The following is a 15659-nucleotide window of genomic DNA, read 5'->3' as shown; positions in this document are numbered from 1 at the left end:
CTGCCTTCCCATGAGCCGTGGGCGTTTGATCAGCATAGACTCTCAGGTCGCCACATCCGTTAGCCTGGAGTTCTATACATGCATCCCCGCGTTCTTGAGGTCACCGAACGGCTTATCGCCCGCAGCCGCGCCACCCGCCAGGCCTACCTTGCGCTCATTCGTGGCGCTGCCAGCGACGGTCCGATGCGCGGCAAGCTGCAGTGCGCCAACTTTGCCCATGGCGTGGCCGGTTGCGGCACCGAGGACAAAAACAGCCTGCGCATGATGAATGCCGCCAACGTGGCAATTGTTTCTTCATATAACGACATGCTCTCGGCGCATCAGCCGTACGAACATTTCCCTGAACAGATCAAAAAAGCCCTGCGCGAAGTCGGCTCGGTCGGCCAGTTCGCCGGCGGCACCCCGGCCATGTGCGACGGCGTGACCCAGGGCGAGCCGGGCATGGAGCTGAGCCTGCTCAGCCGTGAAGTCATCGCCATGTCCACGGCGGTAGCGCTGTCCCATAACATGTTCGATGCCGCGCTGATGCTGGGCATCTGCGACAAGATCGTCCCCGGCCTGATGATGGGCGCGCTGCGCTACGGTCACCTGCCGATGATTTTCGTGCCCGGCGGGCCGATGCCGTCGGGTATCTCCAACAAGCAGAAAGCCGATGTGCGCCAGCGCTACGCCGAAGGCAAGGCCAGCCGCGAAGAGTTGCTGGAGTCGGAGATGAAGTCCTACCACAGCCCCGGCACCTGCACCTTCTACGGCACCGCCAACACCAACCAACTGTTGATGGAAGTCATGGGCCTGCACCTGCCGGGCGCCTCGTTCGTCAACCCGTACACGCCGCTGCGTGATGCATTGACCCGCGAGGCCGCGCACCAGGTCACGCGCCTGACCAAGGCCAACGGCAACTTCACGCCGATCGGCGAGATCGTCGACGAAAAATCCATCGTCAACTCCATCGTCGCCCTCAACGCCACGGGCGGGTCCACCAACCACACCCTGCACATGCCGGCCATCGCCATGTCGGCGGGCATCATCCTGACCTGGCAGGACATGGCCGACCTCTCCGAGGTGGTGCCGACCCTGTCTCACGTGTACCCGAACGGCAAGGCCGACATCAACCACTTCCAGGCGGCGGGCGGCATGTCGTTCCTGATCCGTGAACTGCTCGAAGCCGGCCTGCTCCACGAAGACGTCAACACCGTGGCGGGCAAGGGCTTGAGCCGTTACACCCAGGAGCCGTTCCTGGTCGACGGCGAACTGATCTGGCGCGACGGCCCCATCGAAAGCCTCGACGAAACCATCCTGCGCCCCGTGGCCCGTGCGTTTTCGCCCGAAGGCGGCTTGCGTGTGATGGAAGGCAACCTTGGCCGTGGGGTGATGAAAGTGTCTGCGGTCGCACCGGAGCATCAGGTGGTCGAAGCCCCGGCGGTGGTGTTCCAGGATCAACAGGACCTGGCCGATGCCTTCAAGGCGGGCCAACTGGAAAAAGACTTCGTTGCGGTGATGCGCTTTCAGGGCCCGCGCTCCAACGGCATGCCGGAATTGCACAAGATGACCCCGTTCCTCGGCGTGTTGCAGGACCGTGGTTTCAAAGTGGCGTTGGTAACAGACGGGCGTATGTCCGGCGCCTCGGGTAAGATTCCCGCCGCGATCCACGTCAACCCCGAAGCCCAGAGCGGCGGGCCGCTGGCGCGGGTCCAGGATGGCGATATCATTCGCGTCGATGGCGTCACCGGCACCCTGGAGCTTAAGGTGGACGCCGACGTATTTGCAGCGCGTACGCCTGCCACTGGCCTGTTGGGCAATAACGTGGGCGCCGGTCGCGAGTTGTTTGCATTCATGCGCTTGGCCGCAAGCTCCGCAGAGCAGGGCGCCAGCGCCTTTACCTCTGCCTTGGAGACGCTTAAGTGAAGTTAGCGCTGGTCGGTGATATCGGGGGTACCAACGCCCGTTTTGCGTTGTGGCGGGATCAGGCATTGCATTCGATTCGTGTGCATGCAACGGCGGACTACGCCAGCCCTGAAGACGCGATCAGGTTCTATCTGGCGGAAGAAGGCTTGAATATCGGCGATATCGGCGCAGTTTGCCTGTCGGTGGCCGGGCCGGTGAGCGGCGATGAATTCAAGTTCACCAACAATCACTGGCGCCTGAGCAAGACCGCGTTTTGCCAGGCGTTGCAGGTGGATGAATTGCTGCTGGTCAATGATTTCTCGGCCATGGCCCTGGGCATGACCCGCCTGCAGCCCGACGAATTCCGCGTGGTGTGCGAAGGCACCCCTGAGCCGTTGCGCCCGGCCGTGGTGATCGGCCCGGGCACCGGCCTGGGCGTCGGCACCCTGCTGGACCTTGGCGCAGGGCGCTTTGCGGCATTGCCGGGGGAGGGCGGCCATGTCGACCTGCCCCTGAGCAGTGCGCGCGAAACCCAGTTGTGGCAGCACATCCACAGCGAGATCGGCCATGTCAGCGCCGAAACCGCCTTGAGCGGCGGCGGTTTGCCGCGCCTGTACCGGGCGATCTGTGCGGTGGACGGGCACACACCTGTGCTGGACACACCCGAAGCCATCACGGCGGCGGGCCTGGCTGGCGATCCGGTGGCGATGGAAGTCCTGGACCAATTCAGCATCTGGCTGGGCCGGGTGGCGGGCAACAACGTGCTCACCACCGGCGGGCGTGGTGGCGTGTACATCGTGGGCGGGGTGATACCGAGGTTTGCCGACTTCTTTATCAACAGCGGTTTTGCCAGGAGCTTCGCCGATAAAGGCTGCATGAGCGACTACTTCAAGGGCATTCCGGTATGGTTGGTGACGGCACCGTATTCCGGGTTGACCGGGGCGGGTGTGGCGCTTGAGCAGGCATTTGCTTAGGCTGTGATGGCCTATCGAGGGCAAGCCCTCTCCCACATTTGCCTGCATTCCAAAGTTGGAACGCGATCGAATGTGGGAGGGGGCTTGCCCCCGATGAGGCCCTCAAGAACACCCACAACAACAAGGAGGACCCCGTGAGCGCAATCAGTAAATCCATTCTCCTCGTCGACGACGACCAGGAAATCCGCGAATTGCTGCAGACCTACCTCAGTCGCGCCGGCTTCCAGGTCCGTGGCGTGGCCGATGGCGCGGGGTTTCGCCAGGCGATGAGCGAGGCGCCGTGCGACCTGGTGATCCTCGATGTGATGTTGCCGGATGAAGACGGTTTCAGCCTCTGCCGCTGGGTTCGTCAGCACCCGCGCCAGGCGCAGGTGCCGATCATCATGCTCACCGCCAGTTCCGACGAAGCTGACCGCGTGATCGGCCTGGAGCTGGGCGCCGATGACTATATCGGCAAGCCGTTCAGCCCCCGCGAGTTGCAGGCGCGGATCAAGGCGCTGCTGCGTCGCTGCCAGTTCGGCCAGGAGCGCAGCAGCGGTGGCGAAGTGCTGGTGTTCGACGAATGGCGCCTCGATACGGTCAGCCACCGCCTGTTTCACGTGGACGGCGAAGAGGTGATCCTCTCCGGCGCCGACTTTGCCTTGCTCAAGCTGTTTCTCGACCACCCGCAACAGATCCTCGACCGCGACACCATCGGCAACGCCACCCGTGGCCGCGACCTGATGCCGTTGGACCGTATCGTCGACATGGCCGTCAGCCGCCTGCGCCAACGCCTGCGCGATACCGACAAACCTCCGCGGCTGATCCGCACCGTGCGCGGCAGCGGCTATCAACTGGCAGCCAGCGTGGTTGCCGGCAATGCCCACTGAACACCTGAGCGAACGCCGCCGCCGTTTTCCCGTGCCGCGCTCGCTGCTGGGGCGCATGTTGCTGCTGACCTTGCTCGCCGTGTTGTTCGCCCAGGCGCTGTCCAGCGTGATCTGGGTCTCGCAGCTGCGCGCCACGCAGTTGGAAGGCCTGGTCACCAGCGCCCGTAGCCTGGCGCATTCGATGACCGCCAGCGTGAGTTACTTCCGTTCATTGCCGGTGGCCTATCGCCCGCTGGTGCTCGACCAGTTGCGCAGCATGGGCGGCACGCGTTTTGTGGTGACCCTCAATGATCGTCCGTTGGACATGCAGGTATTGCCCGAAACCCCGCGTAAGCAGGCGGTGCTGGTGGCTGTGGACGACGTGTTGCGCCAGACCCTCGGCGCCGATGTGCATATCTCGGTGGAGTTCGTCAGCGCCGAAGACCTGCGCATCTTCAATGCCGGCCTCAAGCTCGACGAACTGCCGCGCTCCTGGGCCCACTACGCATTGACCCTGGAGCCGGTCAACCCGCCGGTGCTGGTCACCCAGATCCAGCTCGCGCAGGGTGAATGGCTGTACATCGCCTCGCTGTTGCCCGAACCCTACACCAGCCTTGAAGAGCAGGGCCTGCCGGCCCAGCAGGTGTGGTTTATCGTGTTGACCAGCGGCTTCCTGCTGCTGTTTATCGGCCTGCTGGTGCATTGGCAAAGCCGACCGCTCAAGCGCCTGGCGCGGGCGGCGCGGGACATGTCCCTGGGCGCGGACGTGGAGCCGGTGGCCGAAGGCGGCGGCAGTGAAGTGGTGGAAGTGGGGCGTGCGTTCAATGCCATGCGTGAGCGCATCAGCCGCTACCTGACCGAGCGCAGCCAGTTGTTCAGCGCCATCTCCCACGACCTGCGCACCCCCATCACGCGCCTGCGCCTGCGCGTGGAACTGCTCGACGATGAGAACCTGCAAACCAAGTTCGGGCGTGACCTGGATGAGCTGGAATTGCTGGTCAAGGGCGCGCTGCAATGCGTGAAAGACACCGATATCCACGAGAACATCCAGCCGGTGGACCTCAACCACGTCCTCGAATGCCTGGTGGAGCCCTACCTCGCGCCCAACGGCAACGGGCGAGTGACCCAGCATGGCCAGGCCCTGGCCACCTACCCGGGCAAGCCGCTGGCGCTCAAGCGCTGTATCGGCAACCTGATCGACAATGCGCTGAAATACGGACAAAACGCCCATTTGCACATCGAGGACGATGGCGCCGAGTTCATCCTGCACGTGGACGACGAAGGCCCCGGCGTGCCGGAACAGCGCCTGGAACAAGTGTTCGAGCCCCACTTTCGCCTGGCCGGGCAGCAGCAGGGCTATGGGCTGGGGTTGGGCATTGCGCGCAACATTGCCCATAGCCATGGGGGCGAAGTGAGTTTGCAGAACCTGCGCGAAGGCGGCCTGCGCGTCACCCTGAAGCTACCCCGCGGATTAGACTGACTGAACTCGGACCAATGTGGGAGGGGGCTTGCCCCCGATTGCGGTGGGTCAGTTGCAAATGAGCTGACTGATACACCGCTATCGGGGGCAAGCCCCCTCCCACATTAGGTCCGCGCGCGGTCAGATGCTTTGGCGCAGTCTGGCCAGATCCCGCAAGGGCGGCGCACCAAACAACCGGCTGTACTCCCGGCTGAACTGCGACGGGCTTTCATACCCCACTCGATACCCCGCCGCCGAGGCCTCCAGCCCTTCGGCAATCATCAGTCGCCGAGCTTCCTGCAGGCGCAGCTGTTTCTGGTATTGCAGCGGGCTCATGGCGGTGATCGCCTTGAAGCGGTGGTGCAGGGTCGAGACGCTCAGGTTCACTTCCCGGGCCAGGTCATCGATGCGCAGCGGCTGTTCGTAGTTGCCGTTCAACCACTTGATCGCCTGGCTCACCCGGTGGCTCTGGCTGTTGGCGACGGCAATTTCATACAGGCGATAGCCCTGGGGCCCACGTAACAAACGGTAGAGAATTTCGCGGCTGATCAGCGGCGCAAGCATCGCGATATCTTTGGGCGTATCCAGCAGGCGGGTCAGGCGCAGCACGGCGTCGAGCAGTTGATTGTCGATGCGGTCGACGTACATGCCACGGGACGTGGGACGCGACGGCACGCCCATCGGGCCGGCTTCGGCAATCAATGCGGTGAGCTGGGCCGGGTCGATATTGATGCGCACCGACAGGTTGGGGTCTTCCGGCGTGGCCTCGATAATCCGCCCGGCCACCGGCATGGCCACCGAGAACACCAGATAGTTGAGCGGGTCATAGGCGAAGATTTCGTCGGCCAGGCGCACTTCCTTGCTGCCACTGGCGAGGATGCACAATGCCGGCTCCACCAGCACCGGCATGAAGTCGCGCGGTGTGTTGTGGCGGTTCAGGTACAGCGAGGTGATCGCCGTGCCGTAGGAACCGTCTTCCCAGGTATGGCGGTGCACGATGCTGGCCAGTTCGGCACGCTGCTTTTCCATCTCGGCATCGAGGGGAGTGGGCTTGAGGTCGGGCGACGGCATGAGACGTCCTCTACACGCGAATTTGATGGGGCTCAGCTTAGCGGTGGGTTTTCAAAAGTGTTACGTCGATTCTGCACAATCCTTGCCTGATCCTGCGGCCTTTCGTGAATCAGGCAAGCAAAGCGCCTGTCATGTCCCTGAAACAAGCCGCTCGGGCGTGGAATAAAACGGCTGCGCAAACGTCCTGCCTACGCTTCTCGCAGGATTGTGCAATAAGCCTGCAGGAATTGACTAACCGCGCCCAACCCTGCGCCGCTATCTTTGATCCTGTGGCAACACGCCCTCACAGTGCTTGCCGAGCATCACTTCTCAACGGGAGAGTCGAACATGTCCACCCCCATTCCCGCGAGCCATATGGCCTTTATCCGTGCCCGTAACGGGTGCAGCACCGAGCTGGGTGCACGCTTGAGCAGTTTGATCGAACCGGGCCGACAGGCTCAGGGTTGCCTGCAATTTTCGTTGCAGCATTCCCAGGTCGACCCCGATGTGTGGTTGGTCACAGGTTTATGGAGCAGCGAGCAGGCGATGAGCGCCTACTTCAATTCCCCGGCCCTGATGATCTTCACCGAGTTGTTGAACGACATGGTCGTGCGCAGCATGGACTTCCAGACCTTCACCGACGCATCCGCCGTCAACGCCTACGGCGAGTACCTGCAACTGGCCGGTTAGGGGTTAGAATGGCCGACTTTTCATTGGCCAGGACCTGCAACATGGCACGTAAACAGTTTGCCCACCACGAAGCCGTTTCCGCCGTCGTACCGGGAGAAAGTGGCTACAGCGCCGCCGTTGCCGTCAAGGCACTCGATGGCATGGGCGCTCCGAGGTTTCACAAGATCCTGGACGGTCGGACGTTCAAGACCGCGTCCGATGCCGATGATGCGGCGGCGGCGCGCCTTGAGTATCTGGTCGATGTGGACGCGGAAGGCCAGCTGATTTGGGACTAAATGTGGGAGGGGGCTTGCCCCCGATAGCGGTTTGTCAGCCAGCAAATTTGCAGCTGATACCTAGTCATCGGGGGCAAGCCCCCTCCCACAGTTTGACTGCATTTCAGTCAGGGTTTTGTGGCGCCTGGTCGGTACATTTTGAAGAGCGCTTCAGGGCCTAACTGGAAATAATCCGCCGGGCCGCCACCGCGCAGAATCGGCTCGGCGGCCGCCGTGTCGTAGATCCCATCCTTGAGCAGCCATTTGGCGATGTGCACCGCGACCACTTCGCCCAGCACCAGCCAGCTGGGGACCAATTGCTGGTCGGCGCGTTGCAGCTGGATAATCTGCGTCACCTTGCATTCGAACGACACCGGACTTTCGCCCACTCGCGGTACGCCGACGACTTTCGAAGCCACCGGCGTCAGGCCGGCCAGCTCGAATTCATCCACGTCCGACGCAACAGCCGCGCAACTCTGGTTCATCTGCTCGGCCAGCGGGCGGGTCGCCAGGTTCCACACAAACTCGCCGGTCTGCTCGATATTGTTCAGGCTGTCTTTACGCCCGACGCTGGAAAACCCAATGATCGGCGGGATGTAGTTGAACGCGTTGAAGAAACTGTAAGGCGCCAGGTTCAGGCGACCTTCGCGGTCGTGTGACGAGATCCAGCCGATCGGACGTGGGCCGACGATGGCATTGAACGGATCATGGGGCAGGCCGTGGCCGTTGGCGGGTTCGTAGAAATGGATATCGTCGGACATAACCTGTCTGCTCTCAATTCTGGAGCCCACATCATACCCAATGTGGGAGGGGGCTTGCCCCCGATAGCGGTGGGTCAGTCTATACATTACTGACTGACCCACCGCTATCGGGAGCAAGCCCCCTCCCACAGGTTTTATCTCATCATGCAGTTAGTCCGTGGTGATCCGCGAATGCTTGCGGGTGTCTTTCATGGTCACATAGACCAGCAACGACACCGCGATACACGCGGTCACGTACCAGTAGTAGCCGGTTTCCATGCCGATGCTCTTGAACCACAAGGCGATGTATTCAGCGGTACCGCCGAAGATTGACACGGTCAGGGCATACGGCAGGCCCACGCCGAGGGCGCGGATTTCGGTCGGGAACAGCTCGGCCTTGACCACCGCATTGATCGAGGTATAGCCGCTGACGATGATCAGCGCGGCCATGATCAGGAAGAACGCGCCCCACCAGGTCTGGATGGTGTGCAGGGTGGTGAGGATAGGCACGGTGAACAGGGTGCCGAGGACGCCGAAGGCGATCAGGATCGGGCGCCGGCCAATCTTGTCCGACAGCCCGCCCACCAGGGGTTGCAGGCACATGAACAGAAACAGCGTCGCCGCCGAGATGGTGGTGGAGTCGGAGATGCTCATGCCGACGGTGTTCACCAGGTATTTCTGCATGTAGGTGGTGTAGGTGTAGAACGCCAGGGTGCCGCCCATGGTCAGGCCGACCACGGTGAGCAGTTCCTTGGGGTGGCGCATCAAGGTGCGCATGGCGCTTTCCTTGGCTTTTTCCTTCTTGGTGAACGACTCGGTCTCTTCCATGCCGCGACGCAGGTACAGCGCGACCACTGCGCACAGGGCGCCGATGGCGAACGGAATGCGCCAGCCCCAGGCATACAGCTGTTCGGTGGTCAGGGTTTGCTGCAGCACGATCAGCACACCCAGCGCGATGAGCTGGCCGGAGATCAGGGTCACGTACTGGAAGCTGGAATAGAAACCGCGGCGTTCCCGGGTCGCCATCTCGCTGAGGTACGTGGCAGAGGTGCCGTACTCGCCACCTACCGACAACCCCTGCAGCAAGCGGGCGAATACCAGCAGGATGGGTGCGCCGATACCGATGAGTTCATAGCTTGGGCTCAGGGCAATCAGCAGCGAGCCGAAACACATCAGGTAGACCGAGGCCATCAAGGCTTTTTTACGCCCGACTTTGTCGGCGTAAAGGCCCATCAGCCAGCCGCCGATAGGGCGCATCAGAAAGCCCACGGCGAAGATCGCGGCGGTGTTGAGCAATTGGGCGGTGGTGTCGCCTTTGGGAAAGAAGGTCTTGGCGAAGTACAGCGAGAAGGCGGCATAGACGTACCAGTCATACCACTCGACCATGTTGCCGACGGAGCCGCTGAAGATCGATTTGATCCGGCTGGAGGTCGTGCGTTCTTTCGCCGGCGCAGCGGCCGACCCCAGAGGCAAGGTATTGGAGTTATCCATTGAAGGATCCTTAATCTAGTTGTTTTTATGAAGCGTGCCTGAGCACTGCCTGGCTGGGGCTATAGCAGAAGCTGTGCCAGGTGGATGAAGGCCCGGGATAGAAGGGTTGCGAGGTTTTTTTGAGCGGAAAGTCGCTGATGGTTTTGGGGTGATGAGCGGAAATCCGCTTATGGCTGCGGGCGCCATCGGGGGCAAGCCCCCTCCCACACTTGGATGTGTTCACAAATCAAAATGTGGGAGGGGGCTTGCCCCCGATGGCGATCGGAAGGCTGCTAGAGAAACATCTCCCTTACCAATCCATGCCGCTGCATCTTTTCATTGAAGGTGCGGCGCGGCAGTTGCAGCTCAGCCAGCACTGCCTTGATATCGCCTTTATGCCGGGCCAGGGCAGCTTTCAGGCAATGCGCCTCGAAGGCTTCCTGTTGCGCCGCCAACGATTGCCCGGCCTCGACACCTTCAGGTTCCGGCTCTCCAAGCCCCAGCACCTGGCGCTCGGCAACGTTCGCCAGCTCACGTACGTTGCCCGGCCAGTCATGGCTGAGCAGGCGTCCCAACTGCGGCCCGCTCAAGGGCTCGACCTGGCGGCCCAAGCGCTCGGCAGCGCTTTGCGCAAAATGTTCATACAGCAACGGGATGTCTTCGCGCCGCTCGCGCAACGCCGGCAGGCGCAGTTGCGCGACGTTCAGGCGATACGCCAGGTCTTCGCGAAAACGCCCGGCACGGGCCTCTTCCAGCAGGTCCGGCTTGGTGGCGGCAATGATGCGCAAATCCACCTGGATGCTTTGATTGGAGCCCAACCGCTCCAGCTTCTGCTCCTGCAGCACCCGCAACAATTTCACCTGTTGGGCCAGAGGCATGCTTTCGATTTCATCGAGGAACAGCGTGCCGCCGTGGGCAAATTCCAGCTTGCCGATACGCTTGCCCTGGGCGCCGGTGAACGCGCCGCTTTCATGGCCGAACAACTCGGCCTCGAACAGTTGCTCGGGAATGGCCGCGCAATTGAGCGCGACAAACGGCTTCTTCGCCCGTGGGCCGAAATCATGCAGGCAGCGGGCGACCAATTCCTTGCCGCTGCCGGTCTCGCCACGGATCAACACATTGACCGGCAGCGTGGCCAGGTCCAGCACCTGGCGGCGCAGGTTCTGCAGGCTGCGGGACACCCCCAGCAGGCTGGATTCGAGCTGGGCGCGGTGGTCGGCCTGCTGATGCAGGCGGCGGTTTTCCAGGACCAGGCCGCGTTTGTCGAGTGCTCGACGCAGGCTATTGAGCAGGGTATCCGGGCTGAAGGGTTTTTCCAGGAAGTCGTAGGCACCGTCGCGCATGGCGTCGACGGCCATGGGGACATCGCCATGGCCGGTGAGCAGGATGACCGGCAGGTCGGCATCGCGCCGCTGTACTTCAGCCAGCAACTCCAGGCCGCTGAGACCGGGCATGCGCACATCGCTCAGGATCACGCCGGGGAAGTCCCTGGGCAACTGCGCCAGGCATTCTTCGGCACGGCTGAACAACTGCACCTCGAAACCCGACAGGCTCAACCATTGTTCGACGGCCGTACGAATGCTGGCTTCGTCATCAACCACAATCACCGCGTTCAACATAGATCGGGCGTCTCCAGCGCGACAGGCAAGGTCAAGGTAAACACTGCGCCGTCGCCCCGGTTGCCGGCGATCAGGCGTCCGCCCAGTTCGTGCACGATAGCGTAGGACACCGCCAACCCCAAGCCGAGCCCGTCGCCCACTGGTTTGGTGGTGAAGAAGGGGTCGAAGACGTTGTTCAAGTGCTCTTCGGCAATCCCGCCACCGCTGTCGCTGACGCTTAACTGCCAGAGCTGCTGGTCGGCGTGCAAACGAATCTCCAGACGTTTGCGCGGTTTGTCGGCCATGGCATCCAAGGCGTTGCGCAGCAGGTTGATCAACACCTGTTCGAGACGAATCGCGTCGCCGCGCACCCAGGCAGGGCGGGTCAGGTCCAGCGCTACGCCGATATGTTCATCGCGCAGGCGCGCGTCGAGCAGGTGCAGGGACTGGTCGACCACGGTGGCCAGGTCCAGGCGTTCGCGCAGGCCGCTGGGGCTTTTGCGGGCGAAGGTCTTGAGGTGGCCCGTCAGCGCCGCCATGCGCGTGAGCATGTCATCCAGCGGTGTGAGTGCCTTGTAGGCATCGTCCACGCGGCCGTGGTCGAGCAACAGCCGCAGCGTCGCCAATTGCATGCGTTGCGCGGTCAGCGGTTGGTTGATTTCGTGGGCAAGGGCGGCGGACATCTGCCCCAGCGCCGCCAGTTTGGCCGACTGCACCAGGCCATCCTGGGCGGTGCGCAGGGCCTGGGTGCGCTCCTCCACCAATTGCTCAAGCTCTTCGCGGCTGCGTTGACGCAGACGCGCCAGGCGCCAACGCTGGCTCAGGAACAGCACAAGAAACACCAGGGCCAGCCACGAACCGGCGGCGGCAAGGCCGGCGTTGCGCTGGTCTTCCAGCGGGAACTGGGGTTTGCGCAGCAGGTGCAGGGTCCAGCCTTCGGCTTTGAGCGGCAGCGACTCCCAGATGTAGTTGGCACTGCCGTCGGGGCCGTTGACGCGCATCAAGTGGCTGTTGTCGTCGAAGCGTTGCAGGGTGCGGGTCTCCAGCGGCTGCAGTTGCTTCTTGTCGTATTGACGGGTGGCCTTGAGTTCAGCCAGGTCGCTCTCTGACAACGGCCGCAGGTTGCGATAGCGCCAGCCCGGCTGGTTGGCGATAAACACAATGCCGCGTGCATCGCTGACCAGCAGCAAGTCATTGCCCTGGGCCCATTCGCGTTCCAGTTCGGGAAACTCCAGCTTGACCACCATGGCGCCAAGGAACTGCTCGTGCTCATCGACCACCGCGCTGGAAAGGAAGTAGCCCGGGATACCGGTGGTCACCCCCACGGCATAAAAGCGCCCGGTGCCCTGGCTCAGGGTCTGGCTGAAATAAGGCCGAAATGCATAGTTGTGTCCCACATAACTGCTGGGCAGCTTCCAGTTGCTGGCGGCCACGGCCAGGCCGGTACGGTCCATCAATTCCAGGGTGGACGACTGCGCGGCGCTGTTGATGCGTTCCAGTTTGCGGTTGAGCAGGTCCTGGGTGTCGGCAGTCAGCGGGCCTTTCAAGGCGTTGATCATCTCCGAGTCCAGGGCCAGCACGGCGGGCAGGGCGCGGTAGCGTTCGATCAGGGTGTGCAGCGAGTTGGCATACAGCGCGAGCTGCTGGTTGGCGCGAGCGGCATCGTCCACCAGGGCCTGGCGTTCGGCATGGCGCGTGGCCAGGGCGGCAGCCAGCACGGCACCAGCGATGATCAGCAGGGAGTAGAACGTCAGGCGCAGGGGGCGAGGGATCGCGATCATACGATGATGAACAGGCCGGTAGGGGGCGAGCACCATACCATGAGCCATTGGGTAGTGCAGTGAGGGGGCTTGTGTGGGAGGGAGCAAGCCCCCTCCCACATTTGACTGCACTCATCACAAAAAAAAGGCGACTGGGCCCTTGGGGCCGCAGTCGCCTTTATCCTTGGAGGGAGGTGCTTACTGCACTTCCACCGCCAGGCTCTCACTGATCTTCTTCTGCCAGATGGCAGGACCGGTGATGTGTACCGACTCGCCGTTGCTGTCCACCGCAACGGTAACCGGCATGTCCTTCACGTCGAACTCGTAGATCGCTTCCATGCCCAGTTCGGCGAAAGCGACGACGCGCGATTTTTTGATGGCTTGGGCCACCAAGTAAGCGGCGCCGCCTACGGCCATCAGGTAGACGGCCTTGTGGTCCTTGATCGCTTCGATAGCGGTCGGGCCGCGCTCGGATTTGCCGATCATGCCCAACAGGCCGGTTTGTTCGAGGATCTGACGGGTGAACTTGTCCATCCGCGTCGCGGTGGTCGGGCCTGCCGGGCCAACCACTTCTTCGCGCACCGGATCAACCGGGCCGACGTAGTAGATGAAGCGACCCTTGAGGTCCACCGGCAGGGTCTCACCCTTGTTCAGCATCTCGACCATGCGCTTGTGCGCGGCGTCGCGACCGGTGAGCATCTTGCCGTTGAGCAACACGGTTTCGCCCGGCTTCCAGCTCTGCACTTCTTCCGGGGTCAGGGTGTCGAGGTTGACGCGACGGGCCGATGGGCCGGCTTCCCAGACGATTTCCGGGTAGGCGTCCAGCGGTGGCGCTTCCAGCGATGCCGGGCCCGAACCGTCGAGCACGAAATGCGCATGACGGGTGGCGGCGCAGTTGGGGATCATGCACACCGGCAGGGAAGCGGCGTGAGTCGGATAATCCATGATCTTCACGTCGAGCACGGTGGTCAGGCCACCCAGGCCCTGGGCGCCGATGCCCAGTTGGTTGACCTTCTCGAACAGCTCCAGGCGCATCTCTTCGATACGGTTCTGCGGGCCGCGCTTCTTCAGTTCATGGATGTCGATGGATTCCATCAACACTTCCTTGGCCATCACCGCGGCTTTCTCAGCGGTGCCGCCGATGCCGATGCCGAGCATGCCCGGTGGGCACCAGCCGGCGCCCATGGTCGGAACGGTCTTGAGCACCCAGTCGACGATCGAGTCGGACGGGTTGAGCATGGCCATTTTCGACTTGTTTTCGGAACCACCGCCCTTGGCGGCCACGTCCACTTCCACGGTGTTACCCGGGACGATGGAGTAGTGGATCACCGCCGGGGTGTTGTCCTTGGTGTTTTTGCGCGCGCCTGCCGGGTCGGCGAGGATGGATGCGCGCAGGACGTTTTCCGGCAGGTTGTAGGCGCGACGCACGCCTTCGTTGATCATGTCGTCCAGGCCCATGGTGGCGCCATCCCAACGTACGTCCATGCCCACGCGCACGAACACGGTGACGATGCCGGTGTCCTGGCAGATCGGGCGATGGCCGGTGGCGCACATGCGCGAGTTGATCAGGATCTGGGCGATGGAGTCACGGGCCGCCGGCGATTCTTCGCGCAGGTAGGCCTCGTGCATCGCCTGGATGAAATCAACCGGGTGGTAGTAGGAAATGAATTGCAGGGCGTCGGCAACGCTCTGAATCAGGTCGTCTTGCTTGATCACGGTCATGAGTCGCGCTCCTCTATAAGGGAACATTCAATAAAGGTGGCTTCAGTGTTGCATCGGTCGGCTGAAGCCACCTTCCACAGGCACGCCATTGGTGCAGGCGCGACGCTAAAAAGGCGCGGCAGTATAACCCGTGGCGGTGGCCGATACACCCGACTATGGTCAAACTGTCGCAGGCATGATTCCCTGTGCGCGTCCCTTCTGATAGAGCCTTTATATGCCTGAACTGCACGTCGGCGAACGCCACTGGTCGGTCGCCACCGGCAGCAACCTGCTGGATGCCTTGAACCAGGCAGGTGTGGCCGTGCCCTACAGTTGCCGCGCCGGCAGTTGCCATGCCTGCCTGGTACGTTGCCAGGGCGAGGTTCAGGACCGCCAACCTGACGCGTTGAGCCCGCAGCAACGCCAGCACGGTTGGCGCCTGGCGTGCCAGTGCCAGGTGGTTGGCGATCTGCAGGTCGAAGCCTTTGATCCTGTGCGCGATGGTGTGGCGGCGAAGGTGGTGGGTGCCGATTGGCTGACGGCGTCGGTGCTGCGTCTGCGCCTGCAACCGCAGCGCGGCCTGCGTTACAGCGCTGGGCAGCACCTGGTGTTATGGGCGGGGCAGGTGGCGCGGCCGTATTCCCTGGCGAGTTTGCCGCAGGAGGATCCGTACCTGGAGTTTCATCTGGATTGCCGTTTACCCGGCGAATTCAGCGATGCGGCGCGACAGTTGAACCTGGGGGAATGTCTGCGCCTGGGCGAGTTGCGCGGCGGGGCGCTGCATTACGATCCGGACTGGCAGGCGCGACCGCTGTGGCTGCTCGCCTCCGGTACCGGGCTGGGGCCCTTGTGGGGGGTGTTGCGTGAGGCGTTGCGCCAGGATCACCAAGGTGCCATTCGCGTGGTTCATCTGGCGCATGATGCTGATGGGCATTATCTGGCCGGGTCCCTGATGGCGCTGGCCGCGCAGCATCAGAACCTTACAGTGGAGTTGTGGACCGCACATGAGTTGGCCCAGGCATTGGGGCAACTGCGGCTCATATCGCGGCAAGCGCTGGCCTTAGTCTGCGGGCATCCTGACAGCGTCGAAGCCTTTTCCAAACGCTTGTTCCTGGTGGGGCTGCCGCGTAATCAACTGCTGGCCGATGTATTCCTGCCCCGTGGTTGAACGCTGGCTGTCGAGCACAGGCGTTGCGGGTGTACGCGGTTAACTGTGGGAGGGGGCTTGCCC

At 62.6% G+C, this 15659-nt stretch carries 13 protein-coding genes; 7 read left to right on the top strand and 6 right to left on the bottom strand.

Annotated elements, in window-relative coordinates; genetic code table 11:
* The first annotated feature begins 78 nt into the window (after window positions 1-78).
* From edd to J1G34_RS21690, 4 genes are all read left to right on the top strand, one after another.
* Window positions 79-1905, top strand: coding sequence for a phosphogluconate dehydratase (gene edd, locus J1G34_RS21705; protein ID WP_065887564.1), 1827 nt, complete (start codon window positions 79-81; stop codon window positions 1903-1905).
* Entirely contained in the window at window positions 1902-2858 is a 957-nt protein-coding gene (locus tag J1G34_RS21700) for a glucokinase (RefSeq protein WP_065887565.1), read from the top strand. The genes edd and J1G34_RS21700 overlap by 4 nt, the downstream gene beginning before the upstream one ends.
* A gap of 134 nt (window positions 2859-2992) precedes the next feature.
* Window positions 2993-3727 (top strand): response regulator, encoded by a 735-nt coding sequence (locus J1G34_RS21695; protein WP_222994614.1) that lies wholly within the window; start codon window positions 2993-2995, stop codon window positions 3725-3727.
* Window positions 3717-5186 carry an ATP-binding protein gene (locus tag J1G34_RS21690; RefSeq protein WP_065895104.1) on the top strand — a complete coding sequence of 490 codons (1470 nt, stop codon included), beginning with the start codon at window positions 3717-3719 and terminating at the stop codon, window positions 5184-5186. The genes J1G34_RS21695 and J1G34_RS21690 overlap by 11 nt, the downstream gene beginning before the upstream one ends.
* A gap of 120 nt (window positions 5187-5306) precedes the next feature.
* Here J1G34_RS21690 and J1G34_RS21685 read toward each other — a convergent pair whose 3' ends face one another.
* On the bottom strand, window positions 5307-6236 hold the full coding sequence (locus J1G34_RS21685; protein WP_065896379.1) for an AraC family transcriptional regulator: 930 nt from the start codon (window positions 6234-6236) through the stop codon (window positions 5307-5309).
* Between the two features lie 327 nt (window positions 6237-6563).
* Between J1G34_RS21685 and J1G34_RS21680 the strand changes: the two genes are divergently transcribed.
* The gene (locus J1G34_RS21680) at window positions 6564-6905 is read left to right on the top strand and encodes a putative quinol monooxygenase (protein ID WP_065887569.1); all 342 of its coding nucleotides are present in this window, start codon (window positions 6564-6566) and stop codon (window positions 6903-6905) included.
* A 41-nt stretch (window positions 6906-6946) separates the two neighbouring features.
* Window positions 6947-7180: a hypothetical protein gene (locus J1G34_RS21675; protein ID WP_222994613.1), complete on the top strand. Its 234-nt coding sequence runs from the start codon at window positions 6947-6949 to the stop codon at window positions 7178-7180.
* Between the two features lie 107 nt (window positions 7181-7287).
* Here the strand turns inward: J1G34_RS21675 and J1G34_RS21670 are convergent, their stop codons facing one another.
* The 5 genes from J1G34_RS21670 to J1G34_RS21650 form a co-directional block, all read right to left on the bottom strand.
* The gene (locus J1G34_RS21670; RefSeq protein ID WP_065895101.1) at window positions 7288-7920 is read right to left on the bottom strand and encodes a flavin reductase family protein; all 633 of its coding nucleotides are present in this window, start codon (window positions 7918-7920) and stop codon (window positions 7288-7290) included.
* A gap of 150 nt (window positions 7921-8070) precedes the next feature.
* A complete protein-coding gene (locus tag J1G34_RS21665; protein ID WP_065935142.1) occupies window positions 8071-9390 on the bottom strand; it encodes an MFS transporter in 1320 nt (439 codons plus the stop codon).
* 272 nt (window positions 9391-9662) lie between these two features.
* Window positions 9663-10988, bottom strand: coding sequence for a sigma-54-dependent transcriptional regulator (locus J1G34_RS21660; RefSeq protein WP_222994612.1), 1326 nt, complete (start codon window positions 10986-10988; stop codon window positions 9663-9665).
* Entirely contained in the window at window positions 10982-12748 is a 1767-nt protein-coding gene (locus J1G34_RS21655) for an ATP-binding protein (RefSeq protein ID WP_122461232.1), read from the bottom strand. Before J1G34_RS21655 ends, J1G34_RS21660 begins: the two co-directional genes overlap by 7 nt.
* Window positions 12749-12925: 177 nt before the next feature.
* Complete coding sequence (locus J1G34_RS21650) at window positions 12926-14449, bottom strand: fumarate hydratase (protein ID WP_065887574.1); 1524 nt, start codon at window positions 14447-14449, stop codon at window positions 12926-12928.
* A gap of 214 nt (window positions 14450-14663) precedes the next feature.
* On the opposite strand from J1G34_RS21650, the gene J1G34_RS21645 reads away from it, so the two are divergent.
* Window positions 14664-15596: an iron-sulfur-binding ferredoxin reductase gene (locus J1G34_RS21645; RefSeq protein WP_222994611.1), complete on the top strand. Its 933-nt coding sequence runs from the start codon at window positions 14664-14666 to the stop codon at window positions 15594-15596.
* The last annotated feature ends 63 nt before the right edge of the window (window positions 15597-15659 follow it).

The sequence above is a fragment of the Pseudomonas sp. Wu6 genome, from assembly GCF_019891515.1.
Classification (GTDB): Bacteria; Pseudomonadota; Gammaproteobacteria; order Pseudomonadales; family Pseudomonadaceae; genus Aquipseudomonas; species Aquipseudomonas orientalis_A.
This window is presented reverse-complemented; position numbering and strand designations above follow the sequence as displayed.

What these genes read in the sequence shown, in the direction of transcription:
- edd (WP_065887564.1), top strand. Translation starts at nt 79, where the DNA reads ATGCATCCCCGCGTTCTTGAGGTCACCGAACGGCTTATCGCCCGCAGC.
- J1G34_RS21690 (WP_065895104.1), top strand. Translation starts at nt 3,717, where the DNA reads ATGCCCACTGAACACCTGAGCGAACGCCGCCGCCGTTTTCCCGTGCCG.
- J1G34_RS21685 (WP_065896379.1), bottom strand. Translation starts at nt 6,236, where the DNA reads ATGCCGTCGCCCGACCTCAAGCCCACTCCCCTCGATGCCGAGATGGAA.
- J1G34_RS21680 (WP_065887569.1), top strand. Translation starts at nt 6,564, where the DNA reads ATGTCCACCCCCATTCCCGCGAGCCATATGGCCTTTATCCGTGCCCGT.
- J1G34_RS21675 (WP_222994613.1), top strand. Translation starts at nt 6,947, where the DNA reads ATGGCACGTAAACAGTTTGCCCACCACGAAGCCGTTTCCGCCGTCGTA.
- J1G34_RS21670 (WP_065895101.1), bottom strand. Translation starts at nt 7,920, where the DNA reads ATGTCCGACGATATCCATTTCTACGAACCCGCCAACGGCCACGGCCTG.
- J1G34_RS21665 (WP_065935142.1), bottom strand. Translation starts at nt 9,390, where the DNA reads ATGGATAACTCCAATACCTTGCCTCTGGGGTCGGCCGCTGCGCCGGCG.
- J1G34_RS21660 (WP_222994612.1), bottom strand. Translation starts at nt 10,988, where the DNA reads ATGTTGAACGCGGTGATTGTGGTTGATGACGAAGCCAGCATTCGTACG.
- J1G34_RS21655 (WP_122461232.1), bottom strand. Translation starts at nt 12,748, where the DNA reads ATGATCGCGATCCCTCGCCCCCTGCGCCTGACGTTCTACTCCCTGCTG.
- J1G34_RS21650 (WP_065887574.1), bottom strand. Translation starts at nt 14,449, where the DNA reads ATGACCGTGATCAAGCAAGACGACCTGATTCAGAGCGTTGCCGACGCC.
- J1G34_RS21645 (WP_222994611.1), top strand. Translation starts at nt 14,664, where the DNA reads ATGCCTGAACTGCACGTCGGCGAACGCCACTGGTCGGTCGCCACCGGC.